Annotated in this window: 20 protein-coding genes; 12 read left to right on the forward strand and 8 right to left on the reverse strand. The window is 61.8% G+C overall.

Annotated elements, in window-relative coordinates:
* Position 1: 1 nt before the first annotated feature.
* Positions 2-175, reverse strand: a complete 174-nt coding sequence (locus tag HGI46_RS21890) for a hypothetical protein (protein ID WP_185679102.1) — start codon at positions 173-175, stop codon at positions 2-4.
* Between the two features lie 85 nt (positions 176-260).
* Positions 261-1,376, reverse strand: coding sequence for a Fic family protein (locus HGI46_RS09110; protein WP_168903925.1), 1,116 nt, complete (start codon positions 1,374-1,376; stop codon positions 261-263).
* Positions 1,377-1,921: 545 nt separating this feature from the next.
* Between HGI46_RS09110 and HGI46_RS09115 the strand changes: the two genes are divergently transcribed.
* The 3 genes from HGI46_RS09115 to HGI46_RS09125 all read left to right on the forward strand — a co-directional run bounded on the left by HGI46_RS09115 (position 1,922) and on the right by HGI46_RS09125 (position 3,550).
* Entirely contained in the window at positions 1,922-2,080 is a 159-nt protein-coding gene (locus HGI46_RS09115; RefSeq protein ID WP_162895896.1) for a hypothetical protein, read from the forward strand.
* A 144-nt stretch (positions 2,081-2,224) separates the two neighbouring features.
* Positions 2,225-2,629 (forward strand): hypothetical protein, encoded by a 405-nt coding sequence (locus HGI46_RS09120; RefSeq protein WP_168903926.1) that lies wholly within the window; start codon positions 2,225-2,227, stop codon positions 2,627-2,629.
* A gap of 597 nt (positions 2,630-3,226) precedes the next feature.
* Entirely contained in the window at positions 3,227-3,550 is a 324-nt protein-coding gene (locus HGI46_RS09125; RefSeq protein WP_168903927.1) for a DUF736 domain-containing protein, read from the forward strand.
* A 42-nt stretch (positions 3,551-3,592) separates the two neighbouring features.
* On the opposite strand, the gene HGI46_RS09130 is transcribed toward HGI46_RS09125, so the two are convergent.
* The gene (locus tag HGI46_RS09130) at positions 3,593-3,829 is read right to left on the reverse strand and encodes a helix-turn-helix transcriptional regulator (RefSeq protein WP_168903928.1); all 237 of its coding nucleotides are present in this window, start codon (positions 3,827-3,829) and stop codon (positions 3,593-3,595) included.
* 220 nt (positions 3,830-4,049) lie between these two features.
* Here HGI46_RS09130 and HGI46_RS09135 point away from each other — a divergent pair, with 220 nt between their 5' ends.
* The 9 genes from HGI46_RS09135 to HGI46_RS09175 all read left to right on the forward strand — a co-directional run bounded on the left by HGI46_RS09135 (position 4,050) and on the right by HGI46_RS09175 (position 10,818).
* A complete protein-coding gene (locus tag HGI46_RS09135; protein WP_168903929.1) occupies positions 4,050-4,310 on the forward strand; it encodes a DUF2285 domain-containing protein in 261 nt (86 codons plus the stop codon).
* A gap of 476 nt (positions 4,311-4,786) precedes the next feature.
* Positions 4,787-5,251, forward strand: a complete 465-nt coding sequence (locus tag HGI46_RS22095) for a DUF2285 domain-containing protein (RefSeq protein ID WP_168903930.1) — start codon at positions 4,787-4,789, stop codon at positions 5,249-5,251.
* Between the two features lie 126 nt (positions 5,252-5,377).
* Entirely contained in the window at positions 5,378-5,650 is a 273-nt protein-coding gene (locus tag HGI46_RS09145) for a helix-turn-helix domain-containing protein (protein ID WP_168903931.1), read from the forward strand.
* 9 nt (positions 5,651-5,659) lie between these two features.
* On the forward strand, positions 5,660-6,538 hold the full coding sequence (locus HGI46_RS09150) for a replication initiator protein A (RefSeq protein ID WP_168903932.1): 879 nt from the start codon (positions 5,660-5,662) through the stop codon (positions 6,536-6,538).
* 146 nt (positions 6,539-6,684) lie between these two features.
* A complete protein-coding gene (locus tag HGI46_RS09155) occupies positions 6,685-7,224 on the forward strand; it encodes a DUF2840 domain-containing protein (protein WP_206065640.1) in 540 nt (179 codons plus the stop codon).
* On the forward strand, positions 7,221-7,796 hold the full coding sequence (locus tag HGI46_RS09160; RefSeq protein ID WP_168903933.1) for a S26 family signal peptidase: 576 nt from the start codon (positions 7,221-7,223) through the stop codon (positions 7,794-7,796). Before HGI46_RS09155 ends, HGI46_RS09160 begins: the two co-directional genes overlap by 4 nt.
* A complete protein-coding gene (locus HGI46_RS09165; protein WP_168903934.1) occupies positions 7,797-8,129 on the forward strand; it encodes a DUF736 domain-containing protein in 333 nt (110 codons plus the stop codon).
* A 3-nt stretch (positions 8,130-8,132) separates the two neighbouring features.
* Positions 8,133-8,834, forward strand: a complete 702-nt coding sequence (locus HGI46_RS09170; protein WP_168903935.1) for a lytic transglycosylase domain-containing protein — start codon at positions 8,133-8,135, stop codon at positions 8,832-8,834.
* Positions 8,835-9,075: 241 nt separating this feature from the next.
* The gene (locus tag HGI46_RS09175) at positions 9,076-10,818 is read left to right on the forward strand and encodes a VirD2 family relaxase/mobilization nuclease (protein ID WP_168903936.1); all 1,743 of its coding nucleotides are present in this window, start codon (positions 9,076-9,078) and stop codon (positions 10,816-10,818) included.
* Positions 10,819-10,964: 146 nt separating this feature from the next.
* Here the strand turns inward: HGI46_RS09175 and HGI46_RS09180 are convergent, their stop codons facing one another.
* The 5 genes from HGI46_RS09180 to HGI46_RS09200 all read right to left on the reverse strand — a co-directional run bounded on the left by HGI46_RS09180 (position 10,965) and on the right by HGI46_RS09200 (position 17,787).
* Positions 10,965-12,080 (reverse strand): ImmA/IrrE family metallo-endopeptidase, encoded by a 1,116-nt coding sequence (locus tag HGI46_RS09180; RefSeq protein WP_240946675.1) that lies wholly within the window; start codon positions 12,078-12,080, stop codon positions 10,965-10,967.
* The gene (locus HGI46_RS09185; RefSeq protein WP_168903937.1) at positions 12,040-12,690 is read right to left on the reverse strand and encodes a hypothetical protein; all 651 of its coding nucleotides are present in this window, start codon (positions 12,688-12,690) and stop codon (positions 12,040-12,042) included. The genes HGI46_RS09180 and HGI46_RS09185 overlap by 41 nt, the downstream gene beginning before the upstream one ends.
* 119 nt (positions 12,691-12,809) lie before the next feature.
* On the reverse strand, positions 12,810-13,436 hold the full coding sequence (locus HGI46_RS09190; RefSeq protein WP_168903938.1) for a DUF2026 family protein: 627 nt from the start codon (positions 13,434-13,436) through the stop codon (positions 12,810-12,812).
* A 119-nt stretch (positions 13,437-13,555) separates the two neighbouring features.
* A complete protein-coding gene (locus HGI46_RS09195) occupies positions 13,556-16,231 on the reverse strand; it encodes a DEAD/DEAH box helicase family protein (RefSeq protein ID WP_168903939.1) in 2,676 nt (891 codons plus the stop codon).
* A complete protein-coding gene (locus HGI46_RS09200; protein WP_168903940.1) occupies positions 16,231-17,787 on the reverse strand; it encodes a site-specific DNA-methyltransferase in 1,557 nt (518 codons plus the stop codon). The genes HGI46_RS09195 and HGI46_RS09200 overlap by 1 nt, the downstream gene beginning before the upstream one ends.
* Positions 17,788-17,854 lie beyond the last annotated feature (67 nt).

Genomic DNA, 17,854 nt, shown 5'->3' on the forward strand with positions numbered 1-17,854 from the left:
GTTATTTGTCATCCCCGGACCGCTTCGCCAAAAAGCGGGCAGTATCCGCCGGGCCGGTATTGTCCGGGTCAAGGAAGTTGAGCGCGACGATGGCCGGATCGAAGGGGAAGGCTATGACGCGAAGGGACGCGAAATCGAACTCGTCATGGATGCTGCCGGCAAGCGATGCTCGCAACCCGGGTCGATCATCGCTGGGATGACTGACGGCAACGAGCCCATTCGCACGCAGAAGGCCTGGCGAATGGGCATTGCGCCTGTGGTCAAAACGCCTCCCGGCCCTCCGCAATGTTCAGCAATTCCGAAAATACGAATGTTGCGGGTGCCCGCCCGGAGGCGGGCACCAGTTCACGCAGCAAGCCGTTGTCGCGCAGGTCGCGAATAATCTTGCGGGCGGTCGCTGGCGGAATCTGGGCCGAGGCGATGAAGTCCGGTGTCTGAAAGATCGGGCGCAGGAAGATCCAGTCGAGGGCTCGCACGGCATATTGCGAGTGGGTGATCTCGACGACCCAATCGCGCTTGTCCTGATGCAGCGCCAAAATCGCCTGGGCCTTCTGGGTGTTGGCTTCTGCCTGGACGATGATGCCGCGCAGGAAGAAGGCCACCCATCCGCTCCAGTCGTCGTCGCGGGAAACGGCCAGCATCCGGTCGTAATACTCGTCCCGATTGGCTTCGAGGTATTCCGACAGGTAGAAATTGGGGCGCGACAACAGCCCATGGGCATAAAGGAACAGCGGGATGATCAGTCGCCCGATGCGCCCGTTGCCATCGAGGAAGGGGTGGATCGATTCAAACTCGGCATGAACGATAGCCAGTTGCACCAACCTATCCGGCGCATCGGCATGAATATAGGCTTCCCAGTCCGCCATTGCGTCCTCGATACGATCGGCACCTGGCGGTACGAAGCGTGCCTGTTCGATGGTGCAACCGTCCGGACCGATCCAGTTGGGGATGCGGCGGTATTCGCCCGGATCCTTGTGACGGCCGCGCACTCCATCCATCAAAACTCGATGCGTGGCCTTGATCAGGCGCTGGGACAGCGGAAGCTCCGCCATCAGGCTGTCCGCCTCGCGCAGGGCGGCGCGATAGTTCAAGACTTCGCGTGCGTCGGCTTTCTTGGGCGTGCTCTCGTCGAACAGATGCCCTTGCGCCTCGAATTCCAGAACCTCGCCAAGCGTTACCTGCGTCCCCTCAATTTTGCTGGAGAGCACGGCTTCGCGAGCCGTCAACGGCGAAAGCAGAATGTCGGGATTGGGAATGCCTGAGAGGACCCCCTCATACCGCGCAATGGCGGCATTGGCCGGCCCGACAAGCGGAAACAGCGCGCCCAGATCAAGCGTTGCGGGCGGGAAACGTCCTTCGTGATAGACAACAGGCAATGGCGTCTCCGTCAGGCGGGCGTAGGCTAGTGCGCACGAATCACAACGTGCTTTGATGATCGTCTATCAACAGCTATACCATTTGATGATCGCAAAGTAGGGTTTTGCCTACATCAAACACCTTTGATGTTCACAGACGATCACCAAAGGCTTCACACGTATCGGATCAGGCCGGTTCCATCGCAAGATGGCGGTGCGTTCGATGCGGCGATCAGGCTCCCGCAAAGTTCGTTTCGTCAGGGACTCTCTGCCGTCCGGATCTTCGGCATCAGCTCCATGGTTTGCCCGGCAGAAGTGGTCACACTCGCGGCGAGGTGAAGGCAGAAATTGCTCATTGTCGAACGGCCCCGGACCTTCCCGCCCTTTGAGGCTCAATCCTTGGTCGCTCAGCCCCCCTGACGCCATCAACCCGTGAAGGGTCCGCTACGCCTCTGGCGTGCGGCCTTGCGGCATGACTGCCGCCGCGGTGATTGCAGGGTTCGGAGCGACACGTCGGTCGCCTGTCGAGCGGGGATGGTCCCCGCCGCAAGACAGGAGATCGCCAGATGCCGCTTCCCCTTGCCCAGCGCCACGCATGGAACCTCGCCCGGACGCTGATGGTCTGCGTCACTCTCTTCCGCGCCGGAGCGGCCTACGGCGTCATGCCATCCGCCGAATACGACGGCGATGCCAGCCAGATCCTCCATGAATACGATCCGTTCTGACGGCGGCTCACGCAGCGCCGCGTCGGGGCCGGAAGCGCAACTTCGCCTTCCGGCCTTGCGCCCTGCCTGCTATTGTTGGCCCGCACGCGCTTGTGGAGGTGGTGGAAAGCGCATCCTGTTGAACCCGCTTATCGGGAGGATGCGATGATCCTTGCCTTTTTTGTTTCCATCACTGCGATCGTGCTGCTCGCCCGCCTGTTCGCCGGCATGATCGTCTTTGCGCTGCCGCTTTACTGCGCAGGCCTTTCCGCCATGTACGCCTGGCAGCATGGGCTCGGGATCCCTGCGGCAGTCCTGGCGGCGGCGGCTTCTGCCTTTGCCTTGCTCGTCGGGGCCAAATTGCTGGTCGGCAGCCCATCCATCCCGGCCCGCGTCTTCGTCAGCCTTGCCTTTGCCCTTCCGGCGGGCCTGGCCGGATATCACGCCGTGCAGGGCATCTGGGGCGCTTTCGCTCCCGTCGGCATGGCCTCCATCATCGTCGGAGCGGGCGCCGCATCGTACTTCGGCCTTGCTGCCCAGAAGCAGCTTCTCTCTGCGCCGCAAGGCTGAAGCCCCGTCCGGCACTGCTGGACTTGGTGGGCGCCGTCAGTCGTATCGATGTTGGCCCGTGTCCAGGTGCTGGTCGACCGCCCCGTCCCGAGGGCGGTCGATTGGAAACGGTAGCAAAACGGATCGCCGCTCTGCTTTGGGTATCCGGCAGCGTTGCCGAGCAGGTCGAGCAGGTCGAGCAGGGCATTCCCCTTGTGCCGCTACAGACAGGCGGAGGCGTTAAATGGCGGACCCAACCGCCACTCAATCCGGAAAGGTCTGCTCCACGAGGCGCCTTGCCCTAGTAATCCGCCACCTTGCGTGACCGTCTAACCGCCAGTCTCCGTTCCGGCGCGACCCTTGCGCCCAATGCGGTCTTCTCCATGGCCCTGGCTGGCAGGAATGGCGTTGCCTCATCCGTCCTTGCCGCAATGGCTGCTTGCCAACTTTCTTCCCCTGCCGCTGCGCGGCATTCCTCGCGCAGACAAGAAAGATTGGCGCACTGCCATCCTCCGCTGGCGCTGCGGCCCTGACGGGTGCGGCGGCCCGATGTCCTGCCTTCACCCAGCCATCGAGACCGCGACGGGCGCGGGATCGAAGCACTGAAGGAGAATGAACATGGCGAACATCGGCACTTTCAAGAAGGTCGGCAATGACTACCAGGGCGAAATCGTCACCATGAGCGTGCAGACCAAGAATGTCCGGATCGTGGCTGAAGAGGGCACCGCCAACGAAAACGCCCCCAGCCACCGGGTCTTCGTGGGCCGCGCGGAAATCGGCGCCGCCTGGACCAAGCGCTCGGGCGAAGGCCGCGACTACCTCTCGCTGAAGCTGGACGATCCGAGCTTTACCGCCCCCATCTTCGCCAACCTCTTCGACGACGAGGACGGCAAGACCTACAACCTGATCTGGTCGCGGGCCCGCAAGTCGAACAACGACTGACGGCAACCACCAGGCCCCGCCCGGCACCGCCGGGCGGGGCTTTCAGCATTCGCTGGGTGGCGCGCAGCCGTCTGGTTCCGCGAGCAGCGCCACGGGCCGGACCTCCAGCGCCTGCGCAATCTCCCAGACGGAGAGCAAAGTCGCATTCTGCAGGCCGCGCTCGATGGCGCTGATATAAGCACGGTCAACGCCCATGCGCGCCGCGATCTCGGCCTGGCTCAAGCCTGCTGCCTCGCGAAACCGCTTCACGTTGATCCCGAAGAGCTTGCGGATATCCATCCGCAGCTTAGAAACCAGTCGCGTATTATAGTGCGACGTATTATAATACGCGACTAGATGGGATGAACCGGCGCACTTTGCCTCCTCCGATGACTTGGCCTCTCAAAGGGATAGGGATGTCCCCAATTTCGGAGAATTGAAGGCAATTCCGCCAGATTGGAGAGACTGCTATGAACGCGCGCGCAGGCACCGAGTCTGCTATCTGGCTTGTCGGATAACAATGCAGCCATTCGCAGCAGAACCCCCTGGGAGCGATACGCTCACGCAATATGACGAGCAGCACCTCGTCACCTATCTGCGCCTGCTCGACGCAGCGGCAGAGGGGGCGGATTGGCGGGAGGCCGTACGGATCATCTTTGCGATCGATCCTGACCAAGACCCCGACTTTGCCCGCAAACTTCATGACAGCCATCTCGCCCGGGCCAGATGGATGACGCAGGCTGGCTATCGTGAATTGCTCGCCCGTTCAGCTGGAACATAGACGAGTGCAAGATGGCATAAAGTGCCGTCGATAAGGGCGATTGCGGAGCGCCGGTTATCTACCCGTCCGCACAAGCTTGATCGATCATTGTTACTTGTCCGTTAACCATAATTCTCGACGATGTCGGGCTTGGCCAGTTTGCGTGAGCAAAACGGAGAGCCGGATGTCGGGAGAGTCGTCGTGGCGGTCCCCAACTGCCGCCGGGCACTATGCGGGACACGATCTTGCGGATTTCGCGCAGGAATTCCTGCGCCGTAATCCCGACTACCAACATGACTTCGCCGCAACCGAAGAGCGCATCGCAGCCCAGCCTGGCCGCGCCGATCAGGAAAGGGAGGGTCTGGCCGGACGATGGGGCCTGAGCTTTCCCCTGCGACCCAAGCCAGCTTCCATCATGCAGTCCGGCTATCTGGGACCCCGACCTGAGTGCAGGCACGGTCATTCTCGAAGGCCCTGACGAAACGCCAGACACCCTGGTGCCAGCCGGTGCCGTCATCCGCAACGACCGGAAGCTGCGAGCCGGGCGCCATCTCGTGCTTGATGTGGCCGGCATCCGCCACCGCCTGCTTTTCCGTCATAATCCCGCTTGCCCGAAAACAAGCTTCTCGGTGCCGGCAGCGCCCGGTACGGCCCTTCGCCTTGTATCCACCAGGATTTATGCGGGGCTGATCGGATTTGCGCCGCCCTTCAAAAAGCGCGCGCCCTACTACCTGACGAGCTATCGTCAGTACAGGCTCATCCAGCTTCTGACGCTGCTCGACGCCCATGCCGCGGGCCTCGCCCTGCGGCAGATCGCCTTCGCAATCGTGTTTCCACGCAATCAGCCGCTTGCGGGCGCTGCATGGAAAGGATCCGGCGAGCGGCGCCATACCCATCGCCTGCTGGGCGAGGCGCAGCGGATGTGTCGCCAAGGCTACCGGACCCTGCTCGAAAAGGGGTGATTGGCCGGGGTGACAAAGCGCATGCCCTGCTCTGCGTCACTCCTTTTCGCCGTCTGCCTTTCGCCATGGCTTGCGTCTGTCGGCGGCGCTGCCCGCCGCTAACCCCAGACGCGAGAGAGCCAAACCATGGATGCCATTCCTACGCCGGTCGTGCCGCGATTTCTGCGTACCCCTGACGCTGCCCTGCACCTCGGCCTATCCGCCCGCACGCTTGAAAAGCATCGCTGCTTCGGCACTGGCCCCATCTACCGCAAGCTCGGCGGGCGGATCGTTTACGCGATCAGCGACCTCGACGCCTGGGCCGAACGGGGACTGCGGCACTCGACCAGCGATCCCGGCTGCGGCGTGGTCCATCCCGCGAAGCGCGTCGATGGCTATACGCCGCCAGTGCGGCGCTGAGCGCCAGCCATGCGCCGAGTGTCAGCCTTTTCCGGGAGCGAAGGCCAGCTTGATCTGTTCGTCAGCGGCGGCGGCGAGATCGCCGCCCGCGATGCTCAGGACCTGATGACTTGGCCTTTCTTCAGCCTCGCCAAGTCCAAGCGGATACGCCCGATCGATTTCCGGATGGGAGAGGTCTCGATCCTGGTCGAAGCCACGGCCGAACATGGCATGGCGACCATCTGGGATGCCGATGTGCTGATCTGGGTGGCGAGCCAGATCGTCGAGGCCCGCGATTGCGGTCGCCCGACCTCCCGGCTGATCGCTGCCACGCCTCACGAAATCCTGAGCTTCACCCGGCGCGGGACCGGCAAGGCCAGCTATGAGCGCCTGAAAGCCGGGCTCGACCGGCTGCAGTCGACCACCGTCGCGACGTCCATCCGTCAGGCCCACCACCGCCGCCGCCATCGTTTCTCCTGGATCAACGAATGGCGCGAACGCCTCGACAGTTCGGGCCGGGCCCTGGGCATCGAGATGATCGTCCCGGACTGGTTCTACGAAGGTGTGCTCGATGCCGCGCTCGTGCTGACGATCGACCGGACCTATTTTGGCCTGACAGGCGGCCTGGAGCGCTGGCTTTACCGGATCGTGCGAAAGCATGGCGGTAAGCAGAAGGGTGGCTGGAGTTTCGATGTCGCCCACCTTCATCTGAAATCAGGCGCGCTGTCGCCGCTCAAGCGCTTCAGCTTCGAGCTGCGCGACATTGTCCGTCGCCAACCCCTGCCGGGCTACCGTCTCGCGCTCGAGCATGCACTCGGCCGGGAACGGCTCAGCTTCGTCTGCATCCCCGAAGATCCCCTCGATGCTGCGATGCGGCGGCTCGGCTACAGCGGAGTGGATAAGTCATGACTGCACTCGGACTATCAGGAACCCCCGGCCTCGGACGATCAGGAACCGCAAACTCGGACTATCGGGAACCGGAATCGTCCGCAAAGCCGCAGAACTCCAAGGCTTTAAGGTCCCTTAACTGTGCTAACAAAGAATCCTTCGGATTCTTGCTAACGTCCAGGGCCTGTGGACAACTGCGCCAGCCGCCGCCCGGCAGGAGCGGCGATGCCGCAGGCACCCGGCGCGGGGCTTTCACGGAGGTCGAGCTCTTCTGGCAGGAAGGCGTGTGCGAGCACTGGCTGCGCTTTGGCAAGCCAGTTGCAAGCCGCATCTGTGACCGCCGGCGCCGTGTCGAATGCTATGCGCCAGGACAGACCTTCGGGTTCGTGCGCTGGGCATCCAACGATTACGGGACGGTGTTTTCACGCTTCGACGTCCTGCTGGCCGTTGCCGAAGGAGCGCCGGTGACGCGCGTCCCGCACGTCACCCCTGGCGCCGAAGTGCTGCTGTCCGTGACGGGGTGGCGCAAGGTCCGGCGTGTCTTCGCGCTGATCGATGCCATCGAGCAGCTCGGCATCGATCCCTGCGAGGTCGCCCCCGATTACTGGCGTCACATTCACAACCGGCTGATCGCTGCCGAAACGCCCCGCAGCTATTCACCCGAGCGGCACCGGGCCTGGCTCGCGCGCAAGGCGTTGCAGGGATGAAGCGGCGAACCATCATTATGGCCGTCGCTGCCGCAGGTTTGGCGATCGCCTCGCTGGCTCTGCCCGCGCGCCGTCCGCTCGTCTGGAATGTGACCCATTCGGTGCCAACCGGGCTATACTGGGTTGGCGATCCGGCTGCGCTCGCGGTCGATGACCGTGTAGCGATCAAACCACCTGCTGCCATCCAGCGACTACTCGCCGAACGGGGCTATCTGCCCGCCGGTGTCCCGCTCCTGAAGCGCGTCGCCGCCGTTTCCGGCCAGCGCGTTTGCCGCTTCCGTCACGGCGTCACCATCGACGGGCAACTTGCCGCCCTTGCGCTCGCAAACGACCGAATGGGGCGTCCGCTGCCAGTCTGGAGCGGCTGTCATGTGCTCGGTCCCGGCGAAATTTTCACCCTCAATCCGGATCAGCCAGCAAGCTTTGACGGGCGCTACTTCGGCCCGCTGCCTGCCAATGCCGTCACCGGCCGTGCCGTTCCGGTCTGGACCGACGAGCGCGGCAATGGCCGGCGCGTGTGGTTCGCGCAGGCCCGGACTTCCTCTGTTTTCACCCCGAAGCAAGGAGAATGAATGATGCGTATCGGAACCTTTGTTGCCGCCGACGGCGGTTTTGCCGGACACCTTCACACGCTCACGCTCGACATCGACCTGGTGCTCGTCCCGGTCGATCCGTCCGACAGCGAGAATGCGCCGAACTACCGGGTGATTGCCGGCGAGGATGACGAGGCCCGCGAAATCGGTGCGGCCTGGAAGCATGTCGGGGAGAAGGCCGGGGCCTATGTGGCGATTCAGATCGACGATCCGGCTTTCGTTCACCCACTGCGCGCCAATCTCTTCCAGGGCGACGGCAACGAGCATGTGCTGGTCTGGTCGCGTCCGTCCCGGCGCGAAAAGGCGGACTGAACCATGTCATGGCGCCGTCCGCTTCGCATCCTTTGCTCCGCGCTGGTTCTCCTGTCTGCCGCACCAGCCTTGCCGAGGCCTGTGCCTGAGCCGGCGGCGGCGCAACGGGTCGATATTGCCGCCCATGTGACCGAAGCATCGCAGCGGTTTGGCATTCCCGAACACTGGATCTATGCGGTCATGCGGGTGGAGAGTGCCGGGCGGATCGGTGCCGTATCGTCGGCCGGGGCCATGGGGCTGATGCAACTCATGCCCGGAACCTGGGCGCGCCAGCGCGCCCGCTTCGGCCTCGGCTCAGACCCGTTCGATCCGCGCGACAACATCATGGCCGGCACTTCGTACCTGCGTGAAATGTACGACAGTTACGGTGCCGACGGCTTTCTGGCCGCCTACAATGCGGGGCCCGGTCGCTATGCCGACTACCGTGACAAGGGCCGCCCGCTGCCCGCTGAAACGCGCGCCTATGTCGGCCGGATTGCACCGATGCTGCAGAATGGCAGCTCGCCGACCCTGCTGGCTGGTGCTTCGCCTTTGCCAGTCGTTCGCACGTCGTGGACCCAAGCGGCGCTGTTTGCTTTGCGCTCCGACACGCCGGCAACTTCAGCTGCATTCGCCGCCGAGCGAGACCCTGCGGACCCGCAGCTTGCATCAGCGCGTGCACCCAGCGGGCTCTTCGCCCCTGTCTCGGGACGTCGGTTACCGTGATCACGCCCTGGTCTCTCGAGTGCATCATGGCGTGGACTGGCGAAGAATTGTGCGGAGGGGTGAGGTCGGAAGGGAAAGGAGCGCAAGGATGGCGAGATAAAAGCGGCGACGTCGCCAGGGGTGAAGGTGATTGGATTACTTCAGAAATTTGCGACGTCGTCCGGACCCCGCTGCTGTCGCACCGCTCTCGAAACCGCTCTTTTACGCCGCTTCAGGCGACGTCGCTCCCTTCGGCTCAGCCATGAAGGACGACGACTTCGAGATCCGTCCCGGCCGATCGCGGGACCAGGGCATGCCGGCCAGCCGCAAGGCGACCTCGCTCGTCGGCCAGGTGCTCAAGGCGTCGCGCCGCTCCGGGGCAACGCCGCTCGCTCGCCGAAGCGGGAAGCCTGCCGGGACGGGAAGATATGGCCGGGGCCGCGCTGCCGCACTGCGCGCGCGGCGTTCGCCTTATCAGCGCCGTGTGGTGATCAAGGCGCGCGTCGTGCGCCACAAAGGCGCGCGGTTCCGGGCCGCGCCGCTTGCGCTTCACGTCTCCTACCTCGAGCGCGATGGCGTGACGCGCGACCAGGCGCGCGGTCAGCTGTTCGATGCCGGCGGGGACAATGCCGATGGCGAAGCATTCGCGCAGCGCTGCGCGGATGACCGGCACCATTTCCGGTTCATCGTGTCACCCGAAGATGCGACCGAACTTGCTGACCTGCGCACGTTCACGCGCGAGCTGATGGACGACATGGCCCGCGATCTCGGTACCCGGCTCGACTGGGTCGCGGTGGATCACTGGAACACCGACAACCCTCATGTTCATGTCCTCGTCCGGGGGCGAGCAGCCGAGGGTGCTGACCTGGTCATCGATCGCGACTATATCCGTGAGGGCATGCGTTCACGGGCCGAAGAGCGCGTCACCATCGAGCTCGGGCCGCGGAGCGAACGCGACATCCAGCACGCCATGGCCCGTGAGGTCTCAGCGGAGCGGTGGACGGGCCTCGACCGGCAACTTCGCACGATGCAGGATCGCGACCAGGTAATCGATCTGCGCCCAGCGGCGGATCAGGACCGCCGGCGCCATGCGCTGCTTGTAGGCAGGGTCAACACGCTGGCACGCATGGGGCTCGCGAGAGAAACGCAGTCAGGGCGCTGGACGATGCGCGCCGATGCCGAGAAGACCCTGCGCGATCTCGAAATCCGCGGTGATGTCATCAAGACGATCCACCGCTCGATGGCGGAGAATGGATGGCGCTCAGACCTGTCCCGGCTTGCGATCCATGACCAGCCGCCATCGGATCCGATCATCGGCCGACTGGCTAGCAGGGGGCTTCATGATGAGCTGTCGGGCAAGGCCTTCGCCGTCGTCGATGGCATCGATGGCCGAACGCACCACCTCCGGTTCAACGATCTCGAAGCCACCAGCGATGCCCGGCCCGGCGCGATCGTGGAACTGCGGCATTGGACCGATCGCAAGGGGCAAGGCCATGCCGCGCTGACGGTCCGCTCGGATTTGGAATTGGGGCAACAGGTCACCGCAAAAGGGGCAACCTGGCTCGATCAGCAGTTGGTGTCGCGGGAGCCGACGACACATGGAGCAGGCTTCGGGCGGGAAGTCGAGGAAGCCTTGCGACAACGCGCCGATCATCTGGTCGAGGAAGGTCTGGCAACCCGGCAGGGGCGCCGGATTCTGTTCACACGCGGCCTTCTCGAAACCCTGCGTCAGGGGGAGCTGGCCGAGGCATCGGGCAGGCTTTCGCAACAGACCGGGCTGGAACAGCAGTCGAGTGGCCCCGGCGAGCATGTCACAGGCATTTACCGGCAGCGCATCGACCTTGCGTCGGGGCGCTTCGCCATGATCGACAACGGCCTGGGGTTTCAACTTGTGCCTTGGCAGCCCGCCTTGGAGCGCAAGCTTGGCCAGGCCGTGGCCGGGGCGATGAACCAGCGCGGCGGGGTGGACTGGAGATTTGCTCGGTCGAGGTCGATTTCGATCTAACGTTTGATCCGCAAATTCTCTGTCTCTTCGACGGGCCGATAGGGCTGGTTTCAACCCTAAAGCGTTCTGACTCGACCATCATTCGTCACGTAGCCAATTGGCCTGCTTTTGATTGCTTACCGAAGCATCAGCAATTGATCAGCGCCTCAGTCAACGACAGTCAGCAAGGGCTGGGTTCGCGCAGGTGGGGCTTCCGACGTAGCGGTCAGACCGAACAGTAGATTTTCAAGTTCGCCGTGCGGAATATGCAACTCAGCAGCGATATCTGCCCGAGTTTTTTTCTGTTCCCACATGTCATCGAGAACCATTTTCCAAAGTGAGGAGGTTTCTCGCGGAAGACCATTGGGCTCCTCAGTCCCATAGTCAGACCGCAACTGGATGTTGAAGCCGCGGTACTGCCAGTCCGAAATCAGGCCAAGTTTGTGGAGCCGGTAAGCCAGAGCCGCCGCAGAAACCCCCCACCTACGCTTACCCTCAATGATTTGACGCAGCGTATGTACTCTTGGCATCTCTGAGATCACGTCAGCCCGCGGCATCAGGAAGGAACTAGCGAATGCATTCGCCTCGGCCTCGGCCTGTGGACCCTGGTTTGACCCCCCATGCTTGTGGAGGACCAAATGCCCAAGTTCATGGGCAGCATCAAAACGACTGCGTTCGGTGGTCTTGAAGGTATTGAGGAAAATGAAGGGCTCTTCATTCCTCCAACACGAAAACGCGTCTACGTTTTTGGTGTTTTCAGCGAGCGAGAATACTCGGATTCCCTTCGCCTCGAGCAATCGAATGAAGTTTCCAATTGGCTTTTCGCCCAACCCCCAAGACTCACGCAGGGATCGTGCAGCGGCGGCAGGGTCTCTTTCCGGCCCGGCATCTATCAATTTGACCGTCGGAAGCGTGTACTTCGAATGCAGCCAGTCTGAAACAAGATAGGCCAGTGCGCCGGCCGCGATGGCCGCGTGACATTCGCGCTTCGTCATTGACGAAAGGCTGCGGAAACTAACCGCCGAGGCGGGGAGCGTGTCCACATCTTCGCCATAGAAGAATGAGACAGGATAGCCCAAAGCCTTGGCTACGCGGTCGACAGTTGCCTGCTGCGGAACCTGCTTCCCGTTCTTGATCTGAGACAGGCTCACAACCGTGATGTTCGCCGCCTCGGCGAGCGCACGAGCCGTAAGCCTTCGCCGATCCATTGCGATATCAAGCCTTGCAGCGTTGAATTGCATATCACTTCCGAGCGATTGAGAATTCGTAGGGATCGTCGTCATCGGGCCGCTTAGCGACAGAACCGCGCGAATTCCAGTCGCCAAAGTTCACGATGAAAATCCGCTCGAGAAAACCCTTGAAGTGGCCCCGATCGATCGCTGCTGGCAGTGCGAGCTCGGCGCGCACATCGTCAGGATCTTGGTGGTTGATCGATACACACAGAAACCACACAGTCGAATTCAGGCGGGCAATACGCTCAGGCGGCACTTCGGGCGCCTCGTCCTCGCGAAACAGTTCGCCCTGCGCGGTCTTGATTGCTGCTTCGGAGGCAGGGCCCTTAGTGCTTACAGGTTGCGGGCCGCGGAAACTAATGCAGGCCTCGTCGACTGACTGGTAGACGATACGAATTCCGGTGTCGGGATGGTACACCGACTCAACGCCGCCTGTGCTATCCATCTCCCAACCTTTGGGGAGAAACAGGAGTCGCTTATGGCGCACACCGGCGAAATAGGCCTTACTGCCACTCGCAGTGCGCGCGTCGACGGCTACCACATCGTTCTTCGCCGCCACGACAGCTTCGATCAATGGGATGAATTCTTCAGCCGTGACGCCGAACATAGACAGACGATCAGCGACTTCGGCGGGATCTCGGATGATTCTGGCAGCGTGCATGAGGCCCTCTTTAATTTTTGCCACCGCATTTGTGGCCTAAAAAATTAAAGAGGGCAAGCCCAGGTGACTGCGACTTGGGGGAAAGCAGGAGAATGCACAGAGGTCAGCACAGAAATGGCTCACCAGGCCCCACGCGCGACCGTTTCAGGCAAGCTCAGTTCGCGAATGATTCCGTCATTGCTGCCAATCGTCATATTTGGTCGTTGTTTGCTGCGCCGTTTTCCGAACCACTGATCAACGATGTGGAAAAAATCGCGGTTGATATCCCGTTCCAAAATGCTGTCGATGAGGCGTTCTGTCAGGTCGGTATCGGGCATGACGTAGAAATCGCCAGGTCGATTGAGATCGTCGAGACTTGGCACCTCATCATCATGGCGCTTTTGGAACATTTTTCGCGGAATGATTACGTCCGACTGCACTTCTTCGAAGGCTTCATGGAACAGGGGCGACATGAAATCAATGATGTGGGTCGGCGTCTGAATCCACATGTGGAAGGCATCGGTATCCAGTTCGATCCGCCCACCGGCGTCGCGGCCAAAGAAGAGATTTTTCCCCGGCTCGACGCACATCGCAAATCCCCCGGCCACAGCACGGGCCTTCATGCCATAGTGCTTGTTCAGTATCAGAGCGCCGATGCAGGCGAACAACGTACAGGCCCGCCCCGGATTGCCCTCCGCTCGGATCGCACCATGTATGACTTGGTGGAGGCGGTTGAATTCAGACAGCGGCAGGAGAAACTTGCTCATACGTGTTCCAGATCTTGATCATGTGTCGATAGTTAGCCGCCAGTCTTATTTCAGCGTGAATAGACGACTGGTCTGACGACTTTGAACGACTGCTCCGTCGCGTACGACGGGACAGCGATCTATCCAATCGCTGACGCAATCTGCTGCTTCACGTTCATGCCATCGCGTTCCTTTTCCGCGAAGACATAGATGCCTTTGCCGTTGCTGGCCTCCTGCCAGAGCTGTCCAATCGCCCGCTTTTCATTCGAATCCGCGACGAGGTGGTCGCCCTTGTATTCGACGACCAGCAAGCGCCCGTCCTTCAACTTGGCGACAAAGTCGGGATAGGTACGTCCCCCGGCTAGCGGCAACCAGAAGGCATCCGCGTGCCTGGCCACGTTACGCACCCAGAATTCCACCTCAGCAATGCTGTCGAGTTGCTGGGCTGCCTTGAACTCATCACCGTCAGCGCCATCGTCACCCTTGCCATCGAAGCGCGGTACGCGGTCCCAGCCCAGATAGTGCTTGGCGAAGCGGTATTTGGTGCCGCGATAGCAGGGCACGCCGGCGAACATGCCATCGTGGAACCGGAAGCCGTTCTCGAACGACAACTCCGGCTTAGCTTCCGGCGCGAACAGGCATGTCTGGTACACGCCCTTGCGCACCTCGGCCCGGATCGCCGCGATCTTCTCGCGCAGTTTGCGGGCCAGGATGAACCGGCATCGCATCAGCGTGGCGAGCGGGATGGCGCGCGGGCCGGTCAGATGGGCGACCACATCGCTCAACCAGGCGATCATTTCGCCGTGGCCAATTGCGCTATCGGCCTGCCGCACCTGCTTGGCGAGCAGATTCACAAGCCCGCCTGCCGTCCAGCCATCGACCGGTACGTCGAGCATTAGCTGATCGGTCTGGTCGCTGTGCCGCACCAGCAGATGATCGCCATCCAGATCGATCTCGAAGGCCTCCGACGTATCGCGCACGTCGAATTCCGCTTTGGATAGCTGGGCCGAATGATCCGCCAGCGACCACTCGAAATACTCGCCCAGAACATCGACATCGGCGAAAACCAACTCGCCCTGCACGGCAGCCATCAGGCGAGGCACGACGAACTCCTCGCCCTTTTCGGCAGGCGAGGCGCTGTGCGCGTGCTCCAGTTCGTGCTGCGCAATGGCTTCGCGAACCACATTCGCCGCTTTTTCGGGGAGCGCGGCGTAGATCACGTCCTTTTCCGCCTGCCGCAGAAAGCCCGTGACAGTGATGACCGGCGCCGCGCCCAGCGCAGCCTCGATCTTCACTTTGTCCGGCGCTGCGGCTTTCACTGCCGCCAGCGCGTCTGGCGTGGCATCAACCGCGATCCGGGCGGTGGGCTTCGGGCGCCGCTTCTCGCCCCACAGACCCTCGTCGAGCGAACCCTGTTCGGCCTCGATGTTCGCCTCGGCTTCGCTTTCCTCGAAGCCCATCTCGACCAATCGGTCCCGCAGCGTATTCGCCGCCTCGGCAAACGACTTCGAGACGAGGTTCGCATAGGCCTTGTTGAGCACCGTGGCCTTGCGCCGCGTGGCATAAGGCATGCGAAGCACGCGGCCGAGCAGCTGCTCCGCATCCGTCGAGCTCTTGATGTTGGCGACCGAGCAGAAGACATAGGCGAAGGAACAGTCCCAGCCCTCCTTCAGCGCCTCCACCGTGATGACGTATTCGATCGGGCAATCAGGCTTGAACAGGTCAATCCCGTCCAGTTCGCGCTGATCGCCGGTGGCGACCGCAATCGCCCCGGGATCGATGTGGTGCGTGTCGATCAGATGCTGCCGCAGCACGTCGACGGTCACTTCGCGGTTCCTATCTTCGGCCTGGAACAGCACGATCGGGCGGATGTAGCCCACCCGGTCCTTCGCCGCTTCTTCCGCCAGTTCGGCGCGCTTCATGATCGCGCTGGTAACTGCACCTTCCCACGTCTCATGCTCTTCAAGCCGCACCGGCAGCTTGATCATCTGCGCGTCCTTCAATTCAAGCGCGCTGACCGAATGGAGGATGTTGCTCTTCTTGTGCGGGGTGGCGGTGAATTCCACGATGGCGCACGGGTTCACGCGCTCCTGCACGGTGCGTGACAGGCCGGTGACGGCCTTGTGCGCCTCGTCCACGATCATCAGCGGTTGGCGCAGATGGCACAGGTTGGCGAAGCTGAAGCGGATGTCGTCTGGATGGCCACCAACCTTGGCGGCAACATCCGGCCCTAGCGTCTCCAGCCCGGCACGGCGCCGAGGCACCTCACTGAACAGCGGTTCCAGCTCTTCGTGATGGGCATAGACCTTGCGGCCGTCGGTGCTTTCCACCCGCAAGGTCTGCAGTGTGCCGACGACGACGCAGCAATTGGCCGCAAGGTCGTGCGGGCGGATGCGGGTGAAGTCGCCGATGTCAAAAATCCGCACCCGCCCGCCGAACTGGTCGTCCAGCGCGCGGCGGTAGGGATGCTTCGGATTATTCAGCGCTTCTGCCGTTTGGGTGCGGATCATGTTGGTCGGCACCAGCCAGAGGACTAGCGGAAAATCCCGCTCGATCCACGCATCCTTGGCGACACCGATGGCGTGCGCGCCCAGCAATGTCTTGCCGCCGCCGGTGGGCAGGCGCAGGCAGACATAGGGCATGTCCTCTTGCCCCAGCAGCGGTTCATACTTGCCGCCATAGCCGCGCAGGCGCTTCGCCTGTTCCGGCTCCTGGGTGATCGCCTCATAGGCCGCCTTGGGCCCGCGCAAACGCGCTTCCTCGAAGAAGCGGCGCAGAACGGCCAGAGTGTCGGTCTGGTATTGTTTGAGCTGCATCAGCGCGCCCTCACGTCATAGGGGGTCTGCTTGAACACGATGCCCTCTGCCTTCAGCGTTTCGGGGGAGAGCCGACAGGCTTCGCCATAAACAGTCATCGGCCCGGCGAAATCGCCGGCAGACGCGCGGATCATGCCCAGCGTCTTGCGCGTCAGCACATTGCCGCCCGACACGCTCTTGTCGCCCAGAATGCCGTTGTAGAGCAGCGCCAGCCCTCCGCCATCGTGGCTGCCCAGAAATGGCCCGCTGTTCGGCGCGGTCATCGGCGCGCCCGTTTCTGCGAACCAGATATGCGCAGCGAGCGGGGCGAAGGTCACGCCCGGATTGATGGCACCATCCGCATCGAACACCGTCTCGCCTAAACGGTAGAAAGCAAAGCCGCCGCCGCCCTGCCAGCCCACTGCCTGGCTGATCCCGCCCTGTTCCCCTTCGAGCACTTTGCGCAAGCGCAGGGCGCAGTGAGTGACGGCATGATCGCCCATTTCCACGCCAATCCAGCGGCGGCCCATCTTGTGGGCGACGGCGGCGGTGGTGCCGGACCCGAGGAAGGAGTCGAGAACGAGATCACCGCTTGAAGTGGCAATTTGTAAGATCCGCTCAATCAACTCTTCGGGCTTCACCGTGTCGATCAATGGGATATCTGGGAAGAGTGCCCTAGCATGAGCTTTTGCTTGCCTTGTGGTTTTGACGTCCAAAAGAATTGTGGGGTGGGGGCGAGTGGGCTCATCCTTGGCAAATTCGCGAGAATACGGAACCCATACCTCTTCTCCGTTACGGTCTCGTTTCTTCCATATCAAGAGGTTCTTCGCGCGAAGCTCTTCAATGCCTTTCTTGCTAAATGCCCAGTTTGCCTCCCTTCCATCATCGTGGATTGGGAATACCTCAGTCCCGTCAGGTGCCACTATCGGATAAAACATAGTTGGACGGTCAGCGCGAAGAGAATTTTTTCCATTCTTCTTAATCAGCCTATCCCTGTGGGGACGCGGCTCTTCGTCCGTGGTTCGATAGGAATCGAGCAGGCTCCTGTCGGTTTTTTGTCCAAACCCTGCTGTTTCAGAATTCTTTTCGTAACACAGAAGGAATTCGTGATCGGGGGTGATTGCTACTTTATTATCGTTCGGGCTGTCGACCTTTTGCCAGATGAAGGAGCATCGAAAATTTTTTCGCCCAAATACTTCATCCATAACCACTTTGAGATAATGCCCTTCGCGGTCATCGATCGACACCCAGATGCTACCGTCCTCGGCCAGCAACTCGCGTAGCAACACCAGACGCGGCCAAATCATAGCCAGCCACTGGCTATGCTCCAGATTGTCGTCGTAATGCTCGAAGGCCGACCGGGTGTTGTACGGCGGATCGATGTAGATGCACTTCACCTGCCCCCGATAATAGGGCAGCAGGCTTTTCAGCGCCTCCAGGTTGTCGCCCTGGATCAGCATGTTGCCGGAAGCAGGATCCCCGAAAGACAGCGCGTCGTCTCGCTCCAGCAGCCGATAAGCCACGGAATCCGCGCTCTTCACGTCCTTTTCGCGCGTCAACCACGACAATGTCGGCATATAGCTGCTTTCCCTCCTGAACCTTGCTCTGCATTACCGAGGTCACATGGTCAGGGCAAACGAAGGC

It is taken from the genome of Novosphingobium sp. ERW19 (assembly GCF_012641315.1).
Classification (GTDB): domain Bacteria; phylum Pseudomonadota; class Alphaproteobacteria; order Sphingomonadales; family Sphingomonadaceae; genus Novosphingobium.

Bases quoted from the DNA above. Each gene is read 5' to 3' on its own strand.
- HGI46_RS09115 (WP_162895896.1), top strand. From the start codon at position 1,922: ATGCCGCTTCCCCTTGCCCAGCGCCACGCATGGAACCTCGCCCGGACG.
- HGI46_RS09120 (WP_168903926.1), top strand. From the start codon at position 2,225: ATGATCCTTGCCTTTTTTGTTTCCATCACTGCGATCGTGCTGCTCGCC.
- HGI46_RS09125 (WP_168903927.1), top strand. From the start codon at position 3,227: ATGGCGAACATCGGCACTTTCAAGAAGGTCGGCAATGACTACCAGGGC.
- HGI46_RS09130 (WP_168903928.1), bottom strand. From the start codon at position 3,829: ATGGATATCCGCAAGCTCTTCGGGATCAACGTGAAGCGGTTTCGCGAG.
- HGI46_RS09135 (WP_168903929.1), top strand. From the start codon at position 4,050: ATGCAGCCATTCGCAGCAGAACCCCCTGGGAGCGATACGCTCACGCAA.
- HGI46_RS09145 (WP_168903931.1), top strand. From the start codon at position 5,378: ATGGATGCCATTCCTACGCCGGTCGTGCCGCGATTTCTGCGTACCCCT.
- HGI46_RS09150 (WP_168903932.1), top strand. From the start codon at position 5,660: ATGCGCCGAGTGTCAGCCTTTTCCGGGAGCGAAGGCCAGCTTGATCTG.
- HGI46_RS09160 (WP_168903933.1), top strand. From the start codon at position 7,221: ATGAAGCGGCGAACCATCATTATGGCCGTCGCTGCCGCAGGTTTGGCG.
- HGI46_RS09165 (WP_168903934.1), top strand. From the start codon at position 7,797: ATGATGCGTATCGGAACCTTTGTTGCCGCCGACGGCGGTTTTGCCGGA.
- HGI46_RS09170 (WP_168903935.1), top strand. From the start codon at position 8,133: ATGTCATGGCGCCGTCCGCTTCGCATCCTTTGCTCCGCGCTGGTTCTC.
- HGI46_RS09175 (WP_168903936.1), top strand. From the start codon at position 9,076: ATGAAGGACGACGACTTCGAGATCCGTCCCGGCCGATCGCGGGACCAG.
- HGI46_RS09180 (WP_240946675.1), bottom strand. From the start codon at position 12,080: ATGACGACGATCCCTACGAATTCTCAATCGCTCGGAAGTGATATGCAA.
- HGI46_RS09185 (WP_168903937.1), bottom strand. From the start codon at position 12,690: ATGCACGCTGCCAGAATCATCCGAGATCCCGCCGAAGTCGCTGATCGT.
- HGI46_RS09190 (WP_168903938.1), bottom strand. From the start codon at position 13,436: ATGAGCAAGTTTCTCCTGCCGCTGTCTGAATTCAACCGCCTCCACCAA.
- HGI46_RS09195 (WP_168903939.1), bottom strand. From the start codon at position 16,231: ATGCAGCTCAAACAATACCAGACCGACACTCTGGCCGTTCTGCGCCGC.
- HGI46_RS09200 (WP_168903940.1), bottom strand. From the start codon at position 17,787: ATGCCGACATTGTCGTGGTTGACGCGCGAAAAGGACGTGAAGAGCGCG.